The organism is Geofilum rhodophaeum (assembly GCF_002210225.1).
Classification (GTDB): Bacteria; Bacteroidota; Bacteroidia; order Bacteroidales; family Marinilabiliaceae; genus Geofilum; species Geofilum rhodophaeum.
Genome location: NZ_MWUJ01000006.1, coordinates 167,969 through 188,131, shown reverse-complemented (window position 1 = coordinate 188,131; position 20,163 = coordinate 167,969). Strand labels below are relative to the sequence as shown.

Annotated in this window: 18 protein-coding genes; 13 read left to right on the top strand and 5 right to left on the bottom strand. The window is 45.6% G+C overall.

All coding sequences use genetic code 11. The features are described from left to right. Window positions 1-21: 21 nt before the first annotated feature. The 5 genes from B4W65_RS08155 to mnmE form a co-directional block, all read right to left on the bottom strand. Window positions 22-426 (bottom strand): hypothetical protein, encoded by a 405-nt coding sequence (locus tag B4W65_RS08155; protein WP_146697745.1) that lies wholly within the window; start codon window positions 424-426, stop codon window positions 22-24. Between the two features lie 513 nt (window positions 427-939). Further along, on the bottom strand, window positions 940-3,528 hold the full coding sequence (locus tag B4W65_RS08150; RefSeq protein ID WP_088654647.1) for an AAA family ATPase: 2,589 nt from the start codon (window positions 3,526-3,528) through the stop codon (window positions 940-942). Between the two features lie 190 nt (window positions 3,529-3,718). Beyond that, window positions 3,719-4,291 (bottom strand): hypothetical protein, encoded by a 573-nt coding sequence (locus B4W65_RS08145; RefSeq protein ID WP_146697744.1) that lies wholly within the window; start codon window positions 4,289-4,291, stop codon window positions 3,719-3,721. Window positions 4,292-4,572: 281 nt separating this feature from the next. Then, complete coding sequence (locus tag B4W65_RS08140) at window positions 4,573-5,337, bottom strand: metallophosphoesterase (protein ID WP_088654645.1); 765 nt, start codon at window positions 5,335-5,337, stop codon at window positions 4,573-4,575. Window positions 5,338-5,368: 31 nt separating this feature from the next. Continuing rightward, a complete protein-coding gene (gene mnmE, locus B4W65_RS08135) occupies window positions 5,369-6,781 on the bottom strand; it encodes a tRNA uridine-5-carboxymethylaminomethyl(34) synthesis GTPase MnmE (protein ID WP_088654644.1) in 1,413 nt (470 codons plus the stop codon). A gap of 115 nt (window positions 6,782-6,896) precedes the next feature. Here mnmE and sucD point away from each other — a divergent pair, with 115 nt between their 5' ends. From sucD to B4W65_RS08070, 13 genes are all read left to right on the top strand, one after another. Further along, window positions 6,897-7,781, top strand: coding sequence for a succinate--CoA ligase subunit alpha (gene sucD, locus B4W65_RS08130; protein WP_088654643.1), 885 nt, complete (start codon window positions 6,897-6,899; stop codon window positions 7,779-7,781). Window positions 7,782-7,929: 148 nt separating this feature from the next. Continuing rightward, a complete protein-coding gene (locus B4W65_RS08125) occupies window positions 7,930-8,676 on the top strand; it encodes an SIR2 family NAD-dependent protein deacylase (protein WP_088654642.1) in 747 nt (248 codons plus the stop codon). A gap of 11 nt (window positions 8,677-8,687) precedes the next feature. Then, window positions 8,688-9,746 (top strand): mechanosensitive ion channel family protein, encoded by a 1,059-nt coding sequence (locus tag B4W65_RS08120; protein WP_088654641.1) that lies wholly within the window; start codon window positions 8,688-8,690, stop codon window positions 9,744-9,746. A 114-nt stretch (window positions 9,747-9,860) separates the two neighbouring features. Next, complete coding sequence (gene fabG / locus B4W65_RS08115; RefSeq protein ID WP_088654640.1) at window positions 9,861-10,607, top strand: 3-oxoacyl-[acyl-carrier-protein] reductase; 747 nt, start codon at window positions 9,861-9,863, stop codon at window positions 10,605-10,607. A 136-nt stretch (window positions 10,608-10,743) separates the two neighbouring features. Next, window positions 10,744-11,907, top strand: coding sequence for an iron-containing alcohol dehydrogenase (locus tag B4W65_RS08110; RefSeq protein ID WP_088654639.1), 1,164 nt, complete (start codon window positions 10,744-10,746; stop codon window positions 11,905-11,907). A 26-nt stretch (window positions 11,908-11,933) separates the two neighbouring features. Beyond that, window positions 11,934-12,983 carry a DUF6340 family protein gene (locus B4W65_RS08105; RefSeq protein WP_146697743.1) on the top strand — a complete coding sequence of 350 codons (1,050 nt, stop codon included), beginning with the start codon at window positions 11,934-11,936 and terminating at the stop codon, window positions 12,981-12,983. Beyond that, window positions 12,940-14,379 carry a D-alanyl-D-alanine carboxypeptidase/D-alanyl-D-alanine endopeptidase gene (dacB, locus tag B4W65_RS08100; RefSeq protein WP_088654637.1) on the top strand — a complete coding sequence of 480 codons (1,440 nt, stop codon included), beginning with the start codon at window positions 12,940-12,942 and terminating at the stop codon, window positions 14,377-14,379. The genes B4W65_RS08105 and dacB overlap by 44 nt, the downstream gene beginning before the upstream one ends. A gap of 362 nt (window positions 14,380-14,741) precedes the next feature. Next, complete coding sequence (locus tag B4W65_RS08095; protein WP_088654636.1) at window positions 14,742-15,020, top strand: hypothetical protein; 279 nt, start codon at window positions 14,742-14,744, stop codon at window positions 15,018-15,020. Between the two features lie 74 nt (window positions 15,021-15,094). Beyond that, window positions 15,095-15,745: an energy transducer TonB gene (locus tag B4W65_RS08090; protein WP_205741239.1), complete on the top strand. Its 651-nt coding sequence runs from the start codon at window positions 15,095-15,097 to the stop codon at window positions 15,743-15,745. Window positions 15,746-15,941: 196 nt separating this feature from the next. Beyond that, the gene (gene pta, locus B4W65_RS08085) at window positions 15,942-16,943 is read left to right on the top strand and encodes a phosphate acetyltransferase (RefSeq protein ID WP_088654635.1); all 1,002 of its coding nucleotides are present in this window, start codon (window positions 15,942-15,944) and stop codon (window positions 16,941-16,943) included. A gap of 38 nt (window positions 16,944-16,981) precedes the next feature. Continuing rightward, on the top strand, window positions 16,982-17,941 hold the full coding sequence (locus tag B4W65_RS08080) for a 3-hydroxyacyl-CoA dehydrogenase family protein (protein WP_088654634.1): 960 nt from the start codon (window positions 16,982-16,984) through the stop codon (window positions 17,939-17,941). 32 nt (window positions 17,942-17,973) lie between these two features. After that, entirely contained in the window at window positions 17,974-19,191 is a 1,218-nt protein-coding gene (locus B4W65_RS08075) for an acetate/propionate family kinase (RefSeq protein WP_088654633.1), read from the top strand. 16 nt (window positions 19,192-19,207) lie between these two features. Further along, a complete protein-coding gene (locus B4W65_RS08070; protein WP_088654632.1) occupies window positions 19,208-20,131 on the top strand; it encodes a bifunctional enoyl-CoA hydratase/phosphate acetyltransferase in 924 nt (307 codons plus the stop codon). Window positions 20,132-20,163 lie beyond the last annotated feature (32 nt).

Here is a 20,163-nt window from a genome sequence, read left to right as displayed (position 1 = left end):
AATACGTGGCAGACCGAATGCTTACTTGTGATCTAAGTGCATGCTGATTTTGCTGCTCTGGCGCCATTTATAGTAATGCGTACAAAACTGGCTATACTCATAAGGATCCGGATGGCCATGCTTATACTCTTCCCATAGCACTTTAATCGACATCTTGTGCTTTTTTAGCTCCTGATCGAAATGCGGAAAGCGTTGGTAAAGATCTTCATATTTCGCGTTTTCGGCTTTCTCAGAGCCTTTCAGCGCCGTTTGGAGTGCGCTATCGCTGAGTTCAGTGACCTGACTATAGGTCAGCCCACTTCGTTTGTAGGCTTGAAGATATTCGCTTGCTGTGGTTTTGCCGATACCGCACAGTTGAGATAACTGGCGAACGCTGTCAACGCCTTGTTCATAATGCAGTCTTAATAATTTACGAACTTTTCTCATGTCAATCCTTTTTTTTGCCATTTTCCTTGTTTTTGGTTAATGGCATAAAGTTTACGAGAAAAGTGTCCGGAATCAAACGGATTTGCTGTCCGGTATTATTCGGTACCGCTGTCCGCTATAAAACGGTAGGGGTGTCCGGAATAAATCGGTAGCACTGTCCGGAATAAATCGGTAGGGGTGTCCGGAATCATCCGGATTTTGCAGCAATTTGGGAGTTGCTATCTATTAGGTTGCTACCTTCAATAATCGTTCAAGTCTTTATTCACTCGTTTGCCATACAATACCGAACTTTGTTTTGCAGCAAATTCATGATAAATAGTTTATTGTTTTTCTAAACTTGTTGGCAACGTCCCGGCTATATTCCCCTGGGCGTGGCTTTCAGACCAGCTGTGGATTTATCAGCTTGAAAGCATGGGAGAGGGTAAAACGAAACCCTCAATATGCTGTGGATGCCACGGCTGGGGTATATAGCTTTGTTAGCTGCTGGCCTTCATTTATTTATATTTGTTTTGTTTAATTATATGAAGCTACAAAAGTTTTCAATTTGGCTTTAAAATCATCCTTCCACGTTGAGTAGGCTCTAATATCTTGTTCGATTGTTGTTTTATTTGGTAACTGAGGAATAGCAGTTGTACCACCATCATGTTCAGTTACTGAGTATTTCCCAAATAAGTTCAATAAGAAATCAATATCAGATTGTTCTGTTACAATATAACTTGATAAATTCCCTTTTTTTAGATGGATGTTCTTTGAAAATCGCTCATAGGTCTTATTGGATAGAATTTCTTCTACTGAACGCTCCAACAACATTCTAAATCTTTTTCTTGCGGAATCCAATTTAGTTTCTCGACCATGTGCATCCGTAATTTGTAGGGCATCATGTTCAATTAGAATTCGTCTTATTGAGTTAATCCTTTCTTGAACATTCTTTGCTAAATAGGGTATTTCATCAGTAACAATGCCGCTGATTCCATTATACTTGTCTATCCCAATTATTTCACAATCACTTGAATTTATAGTCTTATGTGTATCTATTAATAATCGCAAAAATGATAAATCATGAGTTAGAACAATTATCTGTCTATCTTGCGATAGCGTTACAATCTTATTTGCAATTAAGTCCCTATAATCCATATCTAAAGAATTCACAGGGTCATCAAATACGATTGTGTTTTTTCGCCCATCAATTGTACATTCTGCCAAAAAATTAGAAAGAGCAATTATTTTTTGCTCACCTTCGCTTAAGATGGATTCAATAGAATGATTAATCCCATTTAAACTACACTTCTGAAAAGTACTACCTTGCGATGTTCTTGATTTTGACAATAATACTTTGGTTGCTATTTCAGAGTTAAAATAGTTTAAGTGATTAATAAATTCTTGATGTTGTAAGCTAATTGCTTGATTCTCCATTAGAGCTCCAATTTTTCTAGATATACTAGTGGTATTTAAATTGGACTGGCATTTTGATATCCATGATTTATACTTTAATTCGTCATAATATTTTAATATTTGGTTCTTATTGTTAAATAAGTATTCCTTAGCAAAAAGTTCATTATATTCTGCTATTAAAGTATTTCTATTTTTTAGCAATTGGTTATTTTGTGCCAATTGTCTGTCAATATCAGGTATTAAATTTCTAATGCTAACAGAGATAGGAGCAATACCTATATTTAATTCTTCTCCTTTTCTTAGAAAACCAATTATTTTTGATTTGGAATATTCAACAGAACTATAAAAGCTATTGAAACTCTTTTCAAAATCAGGAATATATTGAGTAAGTTCCTTGAAATTATCTATAGATAATGCTACAAGAGATTCAAAAGATTGAATTTTATTATTAATCCCATGTTGTGCTTTCGATAACTTAGTTGAAATATCATTAGAAATAAATTGATTGAATCCAATCAATCTTTTCTGGGCAACTTCATCTAAATCCTGTTGACATAAAACACATTTCTCCAGTGAACTTGATGAAGGGAACTTTTCTCCATCTGTCATCCCTGAGCTTTGTGCAAATTTTTGAGCTGCTTCCCAAAGTACTCTCCATGGGTTAGAACCAAATCCTTCGATTGTATTTATTTCTTTTAATTCACTGGTCAGAATATCATAAGCTTTTTTTGTATTTTCAAAATTAGTTCTGAGACTTTTTATTTCCGTAATATTCTCTTCGTCAAAAAAAGCTTCAACATTTTCAATTTGTTTTGCATAATTATCTAATCTTGCTTTTAAACCTGTTAGATTTTTAATATTTTCTTGAGGATTTTGAGTATTTATAAGTTTATGTAATTCATTTTTGCGCGTAGCATTATCTGCACTAAACTGTAAGTAATTATCTATAACAGGTCTTGTTAAACTCTCAAAATTAGAATACCATTGACCTGTTGGAGTCGTATTTAATCGCTGGTCTATAGGTGGTTTTGTGGTATTGTATAATGCAATTTCATTATTTAATGATTGAGATATTTCATTTAAAACAGGAATTAACCTTTCTAATACATCTATTCCAACTGGCTTATATTCTGTCGGGTTTTCACTGTTTATGTAAATATCGCCACAGTTGGTATCAAAAACATTTATTGAGCTTAAAGCAGGGTGAGAAGGAGCGTTTTCTACCCATTGAAACCTAGTGTTTATTCCATTAATATCAATTTCAAATTCAACTTGTTGCTGAGTTGCATTTGGAGTAAAAACGTTTTTCATTAATTCAATATTTGAGTTTCTACTCCAACACAGTTTTTTCAGTATTCTCGAATAGCTTGACTTTCCTGAACCATTGTTCCCATATATAACAGTCAATCCATTACTAGCAAATTGAAGTTTCCCTTGATTATGTAATGCACTAATATTTATTGGTTGTTTCAAACTAATTAATCTTGGATAATGAGCCAAAGAACCTGTAGCTGAAGGAATATGTGTGTTATTGAATGGAACTGCATTGATTGTTATACTTGTATCTCCATTTTCTTTCTTTAACAATTGCACTAATTCAGCAATGTCGTTTTGATTAATAGTTGAATTTGATATTATTCTTCTAAGTGCATCTTTAATAAAATCAGGTCGTTGTTGTGACCAATCTAGTATCTCCTGATATATGGACATTTTGTCTTCTTTTATCTAGTTCATATTGTTTACGACGGTCTCTTTGGCTTGCAGCTAACGCCCACATATATGAAATGTTGGGGATTGCGGGTGTCATCCCTGTCTGCCGTTACAAAAGTTGGTGCGGGGCAGAAAGATTAATATAAACACTTAATCCCCAATGTTTTATATATGATGTTGGGCACCGTTTTTATAAATTTCCTATACAGTTTAATCTACATTTATCAATACCTGCTATATACATCATCAAGATGTCTTGCTTAATGAATAATAATTCAATCCTTGTGAACTGCAGCTTTGAAAAAAAATCAACATATGAAAGTCTCTCCGTTTTTTCAAATCTTTTGGAAATAGTTGTCAAGGGTTGTGTTATTTGGTCATTGATATTCTTATTTGCCAAAAAGTTTATTAATCCTTCAACCTGAATTAAATATAAATCATTGTTAAAAACTATTGAATCATCGAAACTAGCATATTTCTGAATTCTCAAAGTCTCCTCATAAAAAGCATCCAATCTATTGAGCGTTTCATGTATATTATCTTTGTATGAAATGGGAAAATCTTTTATGTTTCTTTCATAATATTCAAGTTCTCCATACAATCTGTCATTTGTGGATTCAATATTTTCAATGCAATAATTGAATATTTCCAAACTATCATTTTTCTCAGTTTGTATTTGAGCATTTAAATTACATAATCCTGAGAGAGTTACAATTACTAATAAGAATGCTATTGAAATTGTTGTTTTCTTTATCCAGTTCATGCTATAGTCCATTATTAACCGTTGAATTTTCTCTTAATCAAATGGTTTATCTCCAGTCGATACTGTTTCTTAATCCTCTTAATTTATTGTCTAATCATAGTTTAACAAATCACTCGCTTGCACGGATTTTTTAATGGTGCCCAACATTGTTATAGCGACTATTGCGTTTAGGAGTAATATGCCAAAACACAAATGTCATAGTACCAAATAGCATACTAAGTTAAAAGTTTTTTTCTTTTATTTGATATGAGTTGCTCCAAAGGGGCGGGGAAGCGCCGGGTTTAACCCAAATCAATATAGGCAGAGTGTCGGTGTTGGTGGTGTTCAGCCATTTGGACATAGCCAAGTTGATTGGTTATCAGTTTGGTTTTCTCAATGGTGGTTTCGGGCATATTGGCGTGGTGGTGGCCATAAATCCAGTAGTCGGGTTGGAGTTCGAGGATGAGATCCTTTTGCTCTGAAACGAAAGCGGGGTTAATGTCAGAGTCTTTGTACATCGTCGGATTGACCATTTGGCTGGGCACATGGTGGCTGACAACAATCTTGTGTTTGGCCTTTGATTCTGGTATGCTTGTTTTTAAAAAGTCGATGCTTTGAGCATGCAGCTTGTTGAAGTCTTTTGCCCTAAGCGGCTTTCCTCGATATTTGATAAGACGAAAATCGCTTACGTGAGCTTCAATTAGCAAACTTTTATTGTCCGAGATGTGTGACCAAAATGCGGTTAGGAACAGGTCGCAATTATCAAGGGAGACCACTTGGTTATTTACCAGAAACACATTGTCGCGGATTGCTTCCTTTACTGGTTGGTCCAATACCCTGATATCCCTCCCGGAATAGAACTCGTGGTTGCCCGGTATATAGTAGACCCTTTCCCAATGCTTGGAAACATAGTCGAAAAACCAGTGCTTAAAATGCTTTTGGCCCCAAAGGGTTATGTCTCCTGCCAGGATAAGGATATCTGCAACCGGTTTGATGGAGTTCTTGTGTAAAAACAATGCGTTTTGAGCAAATTCAAGGTGTAAATCGGAGCAGTATTGGATTTTCATAGGGGTGGGGTGTGGCTGTAATGGGGGAGAATTATTTTCCGATACAAAAGTTCTTAAAGATGTTTCCCAATATCTCGTCAGTAGAGATCTGACCAGTGATTGAGCCTATATGGTGCAATACTTCGCGGATGTCCTGGGCCAGGAAGTCGCCGGAGATGCCGTTTTGGAGGCCTTCTTTTACGCGCTGGAGGCTGATGAGGGCCTGGCTGAGGGCTTCGTGGTGGCGGGCGTTGGTGACAATTATTTCGTCGTTGTCGATGGCCTGGAGATCGACGCTTTTAAGCAGTTCACTGGTAAGCTGGTCGAGGTTGTGGCGGTGCTTGGCCGAAATGGCTACGATGTTGTCGCTGCCGCTGAGTTCGCTGAAGGCGGCTTTGGAGAATTTGGTTTTGAGGGTTTCGGGATCGCTGAGGTCGGTTTTGTTGACGACCACAAGGAGCTGTTGACGCTGGGGATCGGTTTTTTGCCGAATGTCGCTTACGGCTTCGTGAATTTTATCTTCGGGGTCGTTTACGTCGACCAACAATAGGACGATGGCGGCTTGTTTTACTTTGTTGTAGGTGAGGGCGATGCCCATGTTTTCGATTTGGTCGGCGGTGCTGCGTATGCCGGCGGTGTCGATGAAGCGGAAGGAGATGCCGCCGAGGTTGATGCTGTCTTCAATGGCATCGCGGGTGGTGCCGTGTATGTCCGATACAATGGCGCGCTCTTCGTTGAGCAGGGCGTTGAGCAGGGTGCTTTTTCCGGCGTTGGTATGCCCAACGATGGCAACGGGGATGCCGTTTTTGATGACGTTTCCGAGCGAAAAGGACTGAACGAGGCGCTGCAGGTGGGCTTCTAATTCGTTGACGAGGGCGGCGAGTTCGTCGCGGTTGGCAAATTCTACGTCTTCTTCGCTGAAGTCGAGTTCCAGCTCTACGAGGGAGATGAACCACAGGAGGCGTTCGCGCAGTTGCAGCAGGGCAGAGGAGAAGCCGCCGCGCATTTGTTGCAGGGCTACTCTGCGCGCAGCTTCGCTGCGGGCAGCTATGAGGTCGGCCACGGCTTCGGCCTGACTCAAATCCATTTTTCCGTTTAAAAAGGCGCGCTGGGTAAATTCTCCGGGTTGGGCCAGTCGGGCGCCTTGTTGGGTAAGCAGTTGCAGCAGCTGTTGTTGTATGTAGGGGGCGCCGTGACAGGCAATTTCTACCACATCGTCGCCGGTAAAGCTGTGGGGGGCTTTAAATACGGTGAGCAGTACTTCGTCCAGATCTTTTTCTCCGTCGTTGATGCGGCCAAAATGGACGGTGTTGCCGGCTTGTTCGGCTATTTTTTTGCCTTTACGGGCGGGTAAAAATATTTGGTCGCAAATGGCAAAGGCCTGGGGGCCGGCCAGGCGGATTACGGCAATGGCGCCCATGCCCTGGGCGGTTGATATGGCGCAAATGGTGTCGCTTTGGTTCATGGAACTGACTTTTCGGCAAAGTTAAGCTTTATTTTTTTGTGAACCATTGGGGCTTCCTGGTGTTATAAATAATGTTAATTTTAACGGGAAATGGAACCAAATAAATAAAGGACATATGAGTGTATTGATTGATCAGCATTCTAAGATTATTGTACAGGGCTTTACCGGCAGCGAAGGGACTTTTCATGCCGGACAAATGTTGGAGTACGGCAGCGATGTGGTAGGGGGCGTAACCCCGGGCAAGGGCGGTTCGGTACATTTGGGCCTGCCGGTTTTTAATTCGGTGGAGGAAGCGGTTAAGGCGACCGGTGCCGATACTTCGGTGATATTTGTGCCCCCGGCTTTTGCGGCGGATGCCATTATGGAGGCGGCCGATGCGGGTATTGCGGTTATTGTAGCCATAACTGAGGGCATTCCGGTGGCCGACATGATTAAGGCCAAGGCTTTTTTGGCCGACAAGCAGGTGACGTTGATTGGCCCCAACTGTCCCGGTGTTATATCGCCCGGTAAGGCCAAGGTGGGCATTATGCCTGGTTTTATTCACCAGCAGGGCAGCATTGGCGTGGTGAGTCGCTCGGGTACGCTGACATACGAGGCGGTGGATCAGTTGACGAAGCTGGGACTGGGACAGAGTACTTGTATTGGTATTGGGGGCGACCCGGTGATTGGTACTTCTACTTTGGAGGCGGTTAAGCTTTTGATGAACGATCCGGATACCGAGGGCATTGTGATGATTGGTGAAATTGGCGGCAGCATGGAGACGGATGCGGCCCGCTGGATTAAGGAGCACGGTACCAAGCCGGTGGTGGGCTTTATTGCGGGACAAACAGCGCCTCCGGGGCGCAGAATGGGTCATGCCGGTGCCATTGTGGGCGGTAAGGACGATACGGCTGCGGCTAAAATGGAGGTGATGCGTGCCTGTGGTTTGCATGTGGTGGATTCTCCGGCGGCCATTGGGGCCACCATGCTGGAGGCCCTGAAGGCCCAAAAGGCAGGATAAGATTTTTTGTTTTGAAACGTGCGGTTAGAGCCGGGGCGCCTTTGGGCGACTCCGGCTTTACTGTGTTTACGAAACTTAAAAAGTGCGGGAGGCTTCCGGGTGTGGCGACTTTTAGTTAAATTTAGGCTTTGCAGCTTAAGGAGAGACTATGGATGAACGGACACTAAAAGATGTGGCTTCGATTATAAAGGAAGCGAAATATTGTATGGCTTTTACAGGGGCGGGGGTGTCTGTGGAGAGTGGTATTCCGCCCTTTAGGGGCGAAAACAGTTTGTGGACGCGCTACGACCCGACCATTTTGGATTTGAAATACTTTCAACAGTATCCGGAGGAGTCGTGGCCGGTGATTCGGGAGATTTTTTACGATTTTTTTGGGAAGGCGCGGCCCAATAAGGCGCATGAGGTGTTGGCGCGGATGGAGCAGGCGGGGATGCTGGGGTGCGTGGTTACCCAAAACATTGATAATTTGCATCAGGAAGCGGGTTCAAAGGTGGTGCATGAGTTTCACGGCAATTCGCAGCAGTTGGTGTGTATGCATTGTGGCTTTAGGCAGGGGGCTGCGGAGGCCGATTTAAAGGTTTTGCCCTTGCGTTGTGCGCATTGCGGGGGACTGGTAAAGCCCGATTTCATCTTTTTTGGAGAGCGCATTCCGGAGAAGGCCTACGCCGACAGTCTGGAAGCGGCCCGCAAGGCGGATGTTTGTCTGATTATGGGCAGTACCGGGGAGGTGATGCCGGCTGCACTTATTCCGCAAGAGGCGCGTAGAAACGGGGCGGTGGTTATTGAAATTAATCCCGAAGATTCGCTTTTTACCCGGGATGTAACGCACATTCACCTAACGGGAAAAGCCGGAGAGGTAATGGCTGCCCTGGAACCTTTGTTGTTTGATGCTTAAAAGAAGTAATTATGCTACAGGAATGGATGACGGAAGCAGGTTGGTGGTCGGAGCTGCTGGTTGCGGCATTGATGTTGCTGGCTGGTTTTTTGGCGGCCATAGGGCTGTTTCGGCTGCTTAAGCGCATTGTACGTCGCTACAACAATCCGGCACTTAGGCGAGTAGCCGGATTTGTACAGTATCCCTTGAAGGTGCTGGTGGTACTCGTTGCGCTAAACTTTGTTCGACTTAGGTTGGAGGGCGTATTGATCGAGGGCTATGATTTGGGGAAATTGTTCTATCTGATTTTCCTGGCGGTATTTACCTGGCTGGCTATAGCGGTGGTTAAGGCCCTTAAAGAAGCAATATTGGCCAGTTATGATTTGGGTACGGAAGATAATTTGAAGGCCCGAAAAATTCATACGCAGCTTCGTGTTTTTGAGCGAATTGTCGTGTTTCTGCTGGTCTTCTTTTTTGTGTCTATGGCCTTGCTGAGTTTTGAGGCCATTCGACAGATTGGGGTAAGTCTGCTGGCTTCGGCGGGAATCGCGGGCATCATTATTGGTTTTGCCGCACAAAAAAGCATTTCTATGCTGCTGGCGGGTTTTCAGTTGGCCATTACGCAGCCCATACGACTCGACGATGTGGTGATTGTTGAGGGGGAGTGGGGGCGCATTGAGGAAATTACCCTGACTTACGTGGTGGTGGCCATTTGGGACAAGCGGCGCCTGGTGGTGCCGGTAAATTACTTTATAGAAACGCCTTTTCAGAATTGGACGCGGCAAACGGCGGAGATTTTGGGTACGGTTTTTATTTATGTGGATTATGGTTTTCCGGTGCCGGCCCTGCGTGAATTCATGACCCGGGCCCTGGCCGACAATCCGCATTGGGACGGCAAGGTGAATGTGTTGCAGGTGACCAACGCAACGGAAAACACCATGGAGTTGCGGGCCCTGGCCAGTGCTAAGGATTCGGGTACGGCCTGGGATCTTCGGGTTAAATTGCGTGAAGACTTGATTGAGTTCATTCGTGTGAATTATCCGCAATTTTTGCCCCGTAAGCGGGTGCAGATGGAGGAGGGAGGCCGCTAGCTTGTTGCAACGGCATTTTTTTCTAACTTTGTCGGGCCCTGCGGGGCCCAAGCTAAAACTTATGTAAGATGCGATGCCCTTGGGTGTGTGCACATTAACTAAAAAAGTAAAGAGATGAAATTACTCGAAGGAAAAACAGCGATTATTACCGGCGCTGCCCGGGGTATTGGAAAAGCCATTGCCGTCCGTTACGCGCAGGAAGGCTGTAATATTGCTTTTACCGATTTGGCCATCAATGAGTCGGCGGAGCAGACCGAGAAGGAAATTGCCGCTTTGGGGGTTAAGGTAAAGGGCTATGCTTCCAACGCTGCCAATTACGACGACACCATGCGTGTGGTGGATGAAATTGTGAAGGATTTTGGACGGGTAGATATTTTGGTGAACAATGCGGGGATTACCAAGGATGGTGCCCTTAAGCGCATGACTGAGGACCAGTGGGATGCGGTAATTGCCGTTAACCTGAAGTCGGTTTTCAACTTCACCAAGGCGGTGCAGCCCATTATGTGGAAGCAGGCCGGTGGCAGCGTCATCAACATGAGTTCGGTGGTGGGTGTTTCGGGTAATGCCAACCAAATCAACTATTCGGCTTCAAAGGCGGGCATCATTGGTTTTACCAAGTCGGCCGCCAAGGAAATGGGGCTGCGTGGCATTCGCCACAATGCAGTAGCGCCCGGTTTCATCATTACCGAAATGACTGGGGTGTTGCCCGAGGATGTGAAGAAGGCCTGGGAGGCACAGATTCCTTTGCGTCGCGGTGGTACGCCCGAGGATGTTGCGAATACTTGTGTTTATCTTGGTTCGGACTTGTCTTCGTACGTAACCGGTCAGGTCATCCACGTTTGTGGTGGAATGAATATGTAAGAAGCATTTATTATAGAGGGAAAGGTTGCCGACATCGGCAACCTTTTTTTGCTTGCAGCTGATGCCTCCTTCCCAAAAACTTTTGTACTTTTATAAGGATGTGCTTTTAATTCAAAATGTACCAATAAGAAGTGTTATGAGAAATTTCACCTACGATATTGCCACAAAGATTCTTTTTGGCAAGGACAAGATTTCTGAAATGCTGCCTGAAATTAAGGCCCATGGTAAACGTGTTCTGCTGGCCTACGGCGGTGGTTCCATTAAAAAAATGGGTTTGCATGGGGCGGTTACTGCGCTTTTGCAAAAAGAGAGCATCTTTTTTAAAGAGCTGAGCGGCATTCAGCCCAATCCGCGCATCACGTCGGTTCGGGAGGGTATTGCACTTTGTCGCGAGCACCAGCTTGATTTTATTCTGGCTGTTGGCGGGGGCAGTGTGATTGATGCCTGTAAGGCCATTGCAGCGGGAGTGCCGTATAAGGGCGATGCCTGGGATTTTATGATTGGTAAGGCCCAGGTACAGGATCCGCTGCCCCTGGGCTGCGTGCTGACCCTGGCGGCTACAGGCTCGGAGATGAACGGAAGTTCGGTGATCAGCAATGAGGAGAGCAAGGACAAACGCCCCATGGGAGATCCTTCTCTGCGTCCTGTTTTTTCGGTTTTGGATCCGACCTACACCTTCAGTGTAAATAAATGGCAAACGGGGGCAGGGGTTACCGACATTATGAGTCACCTCTTCGAGCTGTATTTTACTCCAGATAAAGGGGCCTATGTATCCGACGCCATGACTGAGGCACTGATGCGTACTTGTTTGGTGTACGGTCCCAAAGCTTTGGAAAAGCCCGACGATTATGAGGCCCGGGCCAATTTAATGTGGGCCGGCACCATGGCGCTGAACGGCATGATGAGTTTTGGAAAATTGGGGGGCGATTGGGCTACGCATATGATTGAACATGAGGTGAGTGCCATTTACGATTTAACGCATGGGGCCGGATTGGCCATTTTGTTTCCCAACTGGATGAGCTATGTGCTCGATGAAGAAAATGTTTGGCGTTTTGCACAGATGGCACGAAATGTGTGGAGCGTAAAAGCCGATGATGATTTTGAGGCAGCGCGTGAAGGAATAGCAGCGGTAAGGCAGTTTTTTACCAGTCTGGGTATGCCTGCGCGACTGGCCGATGTGCAGATTGATGGAGCCCATTTGGATACTATGGCGAAAAAGGCTTGTGTTTATGGAAAACTGGGTGCGCTTAAACGCCTTTCGGCCACCGATGTGGAAGAGATACTGAAGCGCTCGTTGTAAGCGCATATTATTAATTTAAGGAGACGATGCAAGGAATGAAACTTTGGCGGGGTTTTCTGCTTGGTGTTGTGGGACTTTCACTGGGGGCTTGTGCTACAGTTGGTTCGGTACGAATGGAGGTCTTACGGCCGGCTGAGGTAAGTGTTCCACCCGATGTACTTTCAGTTGTGGTGGTTGACTTTGCTTATCCCTACCGGGCCGATAGTGTGCATGTAATGGAATTGGGCGATGAAAAGGCTACCATCGACACCATTTGGGTAGATGATTTTGGCCAAAAGACCATTGCTGCTGTAGGTGCAGAACTCGAACAAAGGGCTTTTTTCGACACCGTTTACGTGCATCCGCAAGCCCTTAATCGTCCACCGGTTGGTAGGCCTGGCTTGAACTTAAGTCCCCTTCAGGTTCAGCGGATATTAGATGAATACTCTGCCCAAAGGGTTTTGGCACTTGAGGACCTGAGTTATAAAACGCGTATAGGTCTGAAAAACTACAACGGCTATATTGTGGCAACCCTTGATGTGGATGCACAACTACTTTGGAAAATGTACGACCAAAATGGAAATGTAGCCGATGTGTTTGTACAGAAAGACTCCATATTTTGGGACAATATGGAAAATCCTCTTCTGGTAGATGAAATTGCTTTACCTTCAGTAAGGACTTCTCTGGAAGCCCTGGCCGATTTTATGGGTAAGTATTATCCCGATCGGATTGCGCCCTATTGGGAAGTGCAGTACCGGCCCTTTTATTCGGGCGGACACCATTTGTTTGCTCGTGCCAATGATTTGAAAAAAGTGAACAGCTGGGAGGCGGCTGCCCGTGTTTGGTACTATGTTTACGAGGAGGGAAATAAGAGGCAAAAGGCCATGGCTGCCTATAACCTTGCCCTCTCTTATGAGGTGCGGGGCGATTTTTTGGAAGCCCTGGCCTGGGCAGAACGGAGCAAGGCTTTGTTTGATGACTTAGGTGCCCGGTTGTCCGAAACCGAGCGAAAACGTGTCGGCAATTATATTCAGGAGTTAGAAAGGCGCAGGGATGAAGAACTTAAGCTTCAACTTCAGGTGGGCGCGGTCCTTTAGTCTGCCTATAGTCTTTGCTGTACTTGGGTGGACCAGCAGCAATTTAGAGGCGCAGGAATTTAATGGAGGTCCGGGCAGCTTGTCGGCCGCTGTAGTTAAAGCACTCGGCAGCAAAGTGGTGGTTTTTGAACACAATGCACAACAATTGATGGTGCCTGCCAGTGCATTAAAGGTGGCCACCAGTGCTATGGCGCTGGAACTGCTGGGACCAGAATTTCGTTTTAAAACAGAATTTTTTATTTGCGGCACAGTGGAAGCTGGCGTCTTGCACGGGCACCTTTTGGTAAGGGGTGGAGGAGATCCCACTTTGGGCTCTTCGTATTTTGCAGAAACCCTGCCCGAAGGGGTGTTGGACCGTGTTCAACAGGTGCTTAAGGCGGAAGGTGTTGAGCGGGTGAGCGGAAAAATCTTGCTCGACCTGGATTTGTATAAGGGCGATCCTTATCCCGACGGGCGACTCTGGGAGGATATGGCCAACTACTACGGTGCAGCGCCTTCTGCGCTGTCGTGGCGCGATAACAGTTTTGATATGTATTTGCAGTCGCCACCTGAGGTGGGTGGGGCGGCCACTTTGATCGACCATAGTCTGGGCGCAGAAGCCCCCGCTTTTAACACCAGGGTAGTTGCAGCGGCCAACAATAAGGACAGTGCGTACATATACGGACATCCCGATGCTGATCGGTGGGCCATCCGTGGCAGTATACCTGTTGGTCGTTCTTCTTTTCGAATCAGGGGGGCCTTACCCCATCCGGCTTTTGTTTTTGGCCGGGAGTTGCAACAAAGGCTGGGCGCCAAGGGCGTGGGCCTTTGGGAAAAAGCGGAGACTGGATGTGGGGCCAATCTGAGGGGCGTGGCGACCTACCAATCGCCTCCTTTGCTGGATATTTTAAGGGTGGTAAATCAGCGCAGCCATAATTTGATGGCCGACCACCTGTTTTTGGAATGTGCCCGGCGGGCTGGTAAGGCCTATGACTGGAAGGAGGCGAGGCAGGTCTTTATGGATTTCTGGAGAGCTCGTGTTGCTGTGGAAGGCTTACGCATTAAAGATGGTTCCGGATTGTCGCCTTTGAACCTGGTCAATGCTCAATTTCTGAATGAGGTGCTTGACTATATGTACCACTCTGAACACTGGCCTGCGTTTAGATCTACGCTTGCCGTTGGGGGCGTATCAGGAACCCTAAAGGGTATGTGGACTTCGGATGAGTTTCGTGGCAGAGTTTTTGCTAAAAGTGGATCTATGCAAGGTTCTATTACTTATTGCGGGTATCTGCAGGGGCCCAAGGGGGAATGGCAATCCTTTGTGGTTATGGCCGATCGCTTTAGTGCCGACCCGGCTTTGGTCAGACAGGGGATGGAGAGTTTTGTTGCCGACAGACTTCGGGCCATGAACAAATAGCACAGTTCCTATTTGTTTGGTCTGCAAATTTGTGGCGTTCGTCCTTTATTTGTCCCAAACCTATCAAAAAAGTAAAGCCGCCGCTTTGTTTTACTATACATTGAGTAGATTCTTTTGTAATTTTACTTTCAGCTAAATAATATTTAGGCCCTCCCTTGAATCTTAATGTCTTGTTTGTCACTCGATTTGCTTTTGTCGGGGGTTGCCCTGCCGATGAAATTTGGTGCAAGCAGTTCTATGTTTACTGTAGAATTATTATGAAAACAAAGACGGTTTTTTTGAAACCATTTTATTGTACTTGCGTAATGCACTTGGGTTGAATAAGACGCCGACTTTTTGCTATTAATGTAATATCGTATTTAATGAAGAATTATCGAGTTAGAGTGAGGGACGAAAAGACTGCTTTTTTTGAGGAGTTGATGAGATACCTTGATTTTTGCGATTATGAAAGTGTGGAAGGATTTGCTGAACCGCGAATTTATCCGGGCTTCGAATTCAAGGAGAAAGAAAAGAGTACAAAGAAGGGCGCCAAGGGTCGTCCTGTAAAAGAAGCTGGTATTGCTGATTTGGAAAGCAATATGGCCAGTCTGCGGGAAGTTATGTCGCGCATAGATGCGCAGCGCGATAAAAATCGTAAATAGACGGCTTTTTTCGACTTGGCACTTGCTTGGTACAGAATTTGCTGATTGATTAGAGTAACCAAAATCAGCGTCTTATGAAAACCAAAGAATTATTCTCAAAGGCCTTTTGTAGCGGGAGAGCTTTTTTTCTCGCCATTTCATTGCTGGTTATCGGCGTAACTGTTTGGGCGCAGTCGCCCGACTCGGTATATACCAGTGTCGACCGCATGCCACGATTTAAGGGGACACCCTCCCGCACTGCCGCTTTTATAAAGTCGCAGCTGGTTTACCCTGATGAGGCCTGGCTGCAGTCTAAAGAAGGCGTGGTAGAGGTTTCCTTTACGGTGACCAGAGATGGCCGTTTGATGGATGCCAAAGTGGAGTCGGGGATAGATCCGTTGATGGATTTGGAGGCGCTGCGCGTGGTTGAGTTGATGCAGGATTGGCGACCGGCGAAGAAGAACGGAGTGGAAGTACACGCCCGGGTGCATGTGCCTGTTGAATTCAGTATGAGCGAAGATGAGCGGGCTTTTGTTGATAATCTGCAAAGACTTAACTTAACGGACAAACCGCCCTTGTTTGTTTTAGATAATAAGATTGTTCAAAGCAGGGTGCATTTGCCCGAGTATAATTTGAAATCGCTGCGCGTCTTGAAAGGAGAAGTTGCGGTTGAGGCCTACGGAGAAGCGGGGAGAAACGGCGTAGTAGTAATGGAATCCAAGCGCGGAACTCCGCCGGTCAGATAAAAATCTCTGTTTAAGCCAGCTTTAAGCTGGCTTTTTTATTCCTCAGCATTCGCTTCGAACTTTCCGGTATTATATTCGTAATAACTATATTAAAATCGACCAAATTTGGTTAATTTTGCAGAGTGCTTTTCGTTGTACAAACGTTTGCACAGTTTTTTATACAATCAATCGGAATACAAAAAAATACAGCTAGCACATGGAGTTTATTGAGCAATTAAAGGAGAAGGCCGGACAGAGTAAACAACGGATTGTACTGCCGGAGGGACTGGAAGAGCGTACCCTTAAAGCAGCCAATCAGATTCTGGAAGAGGATTTTGCAGAAATTATATTGATCGGCAATCCGGCTAAAGTGAAGGAGGAGGCAGCTCGCCTGGGATTGAAGTCTTTGGATAAAGCCAGGGTGTTGGATCCCTTGCAACACGAGAAAATGGAGATTTATACCGATCTTTTATTCGAGTTAAGAAAGAGCAAGGGATTAAGTCGTGAGCAGGCTGCTGAATTGGTGAAGAATCCCTTGTACCTTTCGGTGCTGATGATTAAGAATGGGGATGCCGATGGTGAAGTGGCCGGTGCTGAAAATGCCACCGGAGATGTGCTGCGACCTGCTTTTCAGATTGTTAAAACGATACCGGGTATCAGTGTGGTTTCGGGGGCATTTATTATGGTGTTGAAGGATAAGGAGTTTGGCGACAATGGGGTACTGGTTTTTGCCGATTGTGCTGTTCATCCCGATCCGGATGCTGCGCAATTGGCCGATATTGCCATTGCTTCTTCTATGACGGCCCAATCTATAGCCGGAATTGAACCCCGTATTGCTATGCTGAGTTTCTCTACTAAGGGAAGTGCCAAACATGAGCTGGTAGATAAGGTGACCGAAGCGACTGCCCGAGCCCGTGAATTGCGCCCCGATTTAAAAATCGACGGAGAACTTCAGGCCGATGCTGCTTTGATTGCCGGAATAGGTCAGAAGAAGGCGCCGGGAAGCGAAATTGCCGGGAAGGCCAACGTGCTGGTATTCCCTGATTTGCAATCGGGCAACATCAGCTATAAGCTGGTGCAGCGTTTGGCGCATGCCGAGGCCATAGGTCCGGTTCTGCAGGGCATGGCTGCACCAATAAACGATTTGTCCCGAGGCTGTTCGGTAAGCGACATTGTTAATTTGGTGGCCATTACGGCCAATCAGGCTGCCGGTAAATAGGCTGAATCGGCATTTTTTAGAAATTTTATTTTACGATAATGGCAGAAATTGTTGTTGAACCTATTGAGAAATACGCACTTAACAAGAAAAAGCGTGGAAAAACCCTTTTCTCAAAAATAGGTGTGGTAGGTTGTGGAAAGGAAGGCCAGAGTATTGCTCGTATTGCGGCCTGGCATGGGATGGAAGTGGTTTTTATTGAACTGAGTCTCGATAAAATTGAGTCGGCGCTTCATGGTATTGGTAAGGAGTTGGATTACCGTATCGAAAACTGGGGATTGACGACCAGTGAAAAGAAGGCCATTTTAAGTCGCATAAAGGGCACTATGGATTACAAGGATCTGGCCGATTGCGATTTTGTTATTGAGGCTATCCGCTCCGATGAGGCCACCGGTGAGCGCAGTATTGATGTGCGGAAGCAGGTTTTTCGGAGTATTGAGGCAGTAGTTGAACGCGATACCATTATTGCTACCAATGCCACGACCATTGTGATTTCGGAGTTGGCTTCGGAATTGGTGTACCGCGATCGTTGCGTGAGTTTGCATTTCTTTGTAACCTCACCTGAAGCGCGTATTATAGAGGTGGTTAAAGGACTTTATACTTCAGAGGGTGCGTATCAGAAGGTCTGCACTTTTGTGAAACTTATTAACCGGGATGTTATTCCTGTAGAGGAGTCGGCCGGTTTGGTTAGTGTGCGTTTGTACGTAACCTTGTTGAACGAGGCCTGTGAGGCGCTGATGGAGGGTATTGCCACCTTGGAAGACATTGACAAAACCATGAAGATTGGCCTGGGTATGCGTTATGGACCTTTTCATACTGCCGATATTATTGGCCTGAATAAGGTGGTTAAGTGGATGGATAATTTGTTTGAGGAGTTTGGGGAATCAAAGTACAAGCCATCGCCTTTGATCAAGCGCATGGTACGTGCCAAGCGCCTGGGTATACCTACAGGTGAAGGTTTTTATAAGTACGACCCCGATGGACGTATTATTAACCGCTGAATGAGTTTGTAATTTTAGTTGAAAGCAAAGCAATGAAAATATTAGTACTGAACTGTGGAAGTTCGTCGATAAAGTACCAGTTGTTTAAAATGGAAGGCGACAGTTGGGACGTAATGGCCAAAGGCGGGGTGGAGAAAATTGGTCTGAAAGGCTCTTTTTTGAAACACGAGAAGGAAAATGGTGAGAAGGTCCTGCTTGAAGGGGAAATCCTGGACCATGAAACCGGCATTGATTACATCCTGGGTGTCATGCTGAGTGAAAGGCACGGGTGCCTCAAGGATATGGAAGAGATCGATGCGGTTGGGCATCGTGTGGTGCATGGTGGGGAGACTTTTAATTCCAGTGTTTTCATTACCGATGAAGTGATTGCAAAAATGGAATCCTGCATCGACCTGGCGCCTTTGCACAATCCGCCCAATCTTAAAGGAATTAGTGCCATATCTTCTTTGTTGCCGCATGTGCCCCAAGTTGGGGTTTTTGATACGGCTTTTCACCAAACCATGCCCAAGCATGCCTATATGTATGCTATTCCCAATTCTTTGTACACCAAGTATGGTGTGCGACGTTACGGGTTTCATGGCACCAGCCACCGCTTTGTGAGCAAAAGGGCTTGTGAAATGCAGGGGGTTGATTATAAATCACAACGCATAATTACCTGTCATTTGGGCAACGGGGCTTCTATTGCCGCCATCAATAATGGGATGTCGGTCGACACTTCAATGGGCTTTACGCCACTGGAGGGTTTAATGATGGGTACCCGTGCCGGAGATTTGGATGTGGGCGCGGTGACTTACATTATGGACAAGGAGCTGATTGGGACTCAATCTGCCAGTGTCTTGTTTAACAAGCACAGCGGAATGTTGGGGGTAAGCGGCATTTCTTCGGATATGCGAGAGATTCAAAATGCGATGGAGCAGGGCGACGTTAATGCGCAGTTGGGTTTTGATATGTACACGTATCGCATTAAAAAGTTCATTGGCAGCTACATTGCAGCAATGGGGGGTGTCGATATTTTGGTGTTTACCGGGGGTATTGGTGAAAACAGTGTAATAACCCGTCAGGCTGTGTGTAGCGATATGTCCTTTATGGGGATTGTTCTCGATGAGGAAAAAAACCAGGGAATCAGAGGCATTGAGGCTGAAATAAGTCGTCCGGATGCCAAAGTGAAAGTGCTGGTAGTCCCCACCAATGAAGAGCTGGTGATTGCGCAGGACACGAAGACCATTGTAGACGCTTTGAAGCAAAAATAGACTTAATACGGCTTGCATGATTGAGAATCCGGATAATCCGCCGGTATTTAAGCAGCTCAAGGATTTAAGGGGGCTGTTGAACGCTGCCGGTCCGCGTAAGCGCCTGGCGGTGGCGGTCGCGCAGGACGAATTTTCCCTTGATGCGATTTATAAAGCGTTTAGTCTTGGGGTTGTTGACCCGGTTTTGATTGGGGATGAAGATCAGATTTTGCAGCTGGCCCGTGATAAAAACTATAATTTTTACGGGGCTTCGGTGGTGGATGTTCCGGATCCTGAAAAGGCGGTAGAATTAGCTGTTCGGATGGTGCACGATGGTCGTGCCGATATTCTGATGAAGGGGAAGGTGCCTACACCTGTTTTGTTGAAGGGCGTTTTAAATCGCGATTGGGGCCTCCGCACCGGGCGACTTCTTTCTCATTTCTCCTTGTTTGAGGTGGATACCTACCACAAATTAATTGGGGTAACCGATGTGGCTATGAATATTGCGCCTGATTTGACCGATAAGATCGCCATTGTAAACAATGCTGTGGACTATATGCATAAATTGGGCGTGGCCTGTCCCAAGGTGGCGGTTTTGGGGGCTGTTGAAATGGTTAATGAGAATATGCAGGCTACGCTTGATGCGGCTTTGCTGAGTAAGATGAATCAGCGCGATCAGATTAGGGGCTGCTTAATTGACGGACCTTTGGCCTTTGATAATGCGGTCAGCGCCGAAAGTGCCTTGCATAAAGGCATTAGAAGTGAGGTGGCCGGGGATACGGACATTTTGCTTATGCCGGATATTGAGGTGGGCAATGTTTTGTATAAGAGTCTGGTTTGGTTCGCCAAGGCACGGGTGGCGTCCCTGGTTCTTGGGGCCAGCGCCCCAATTGTGCTGACTTCCCGTTCCGATTCGGAACAAAGTAAACTCGACAGTATTTTAATGGCAGCACTGGCTTAGTGCTGCTTTTTTTATTCTCTTATTTCATTTGT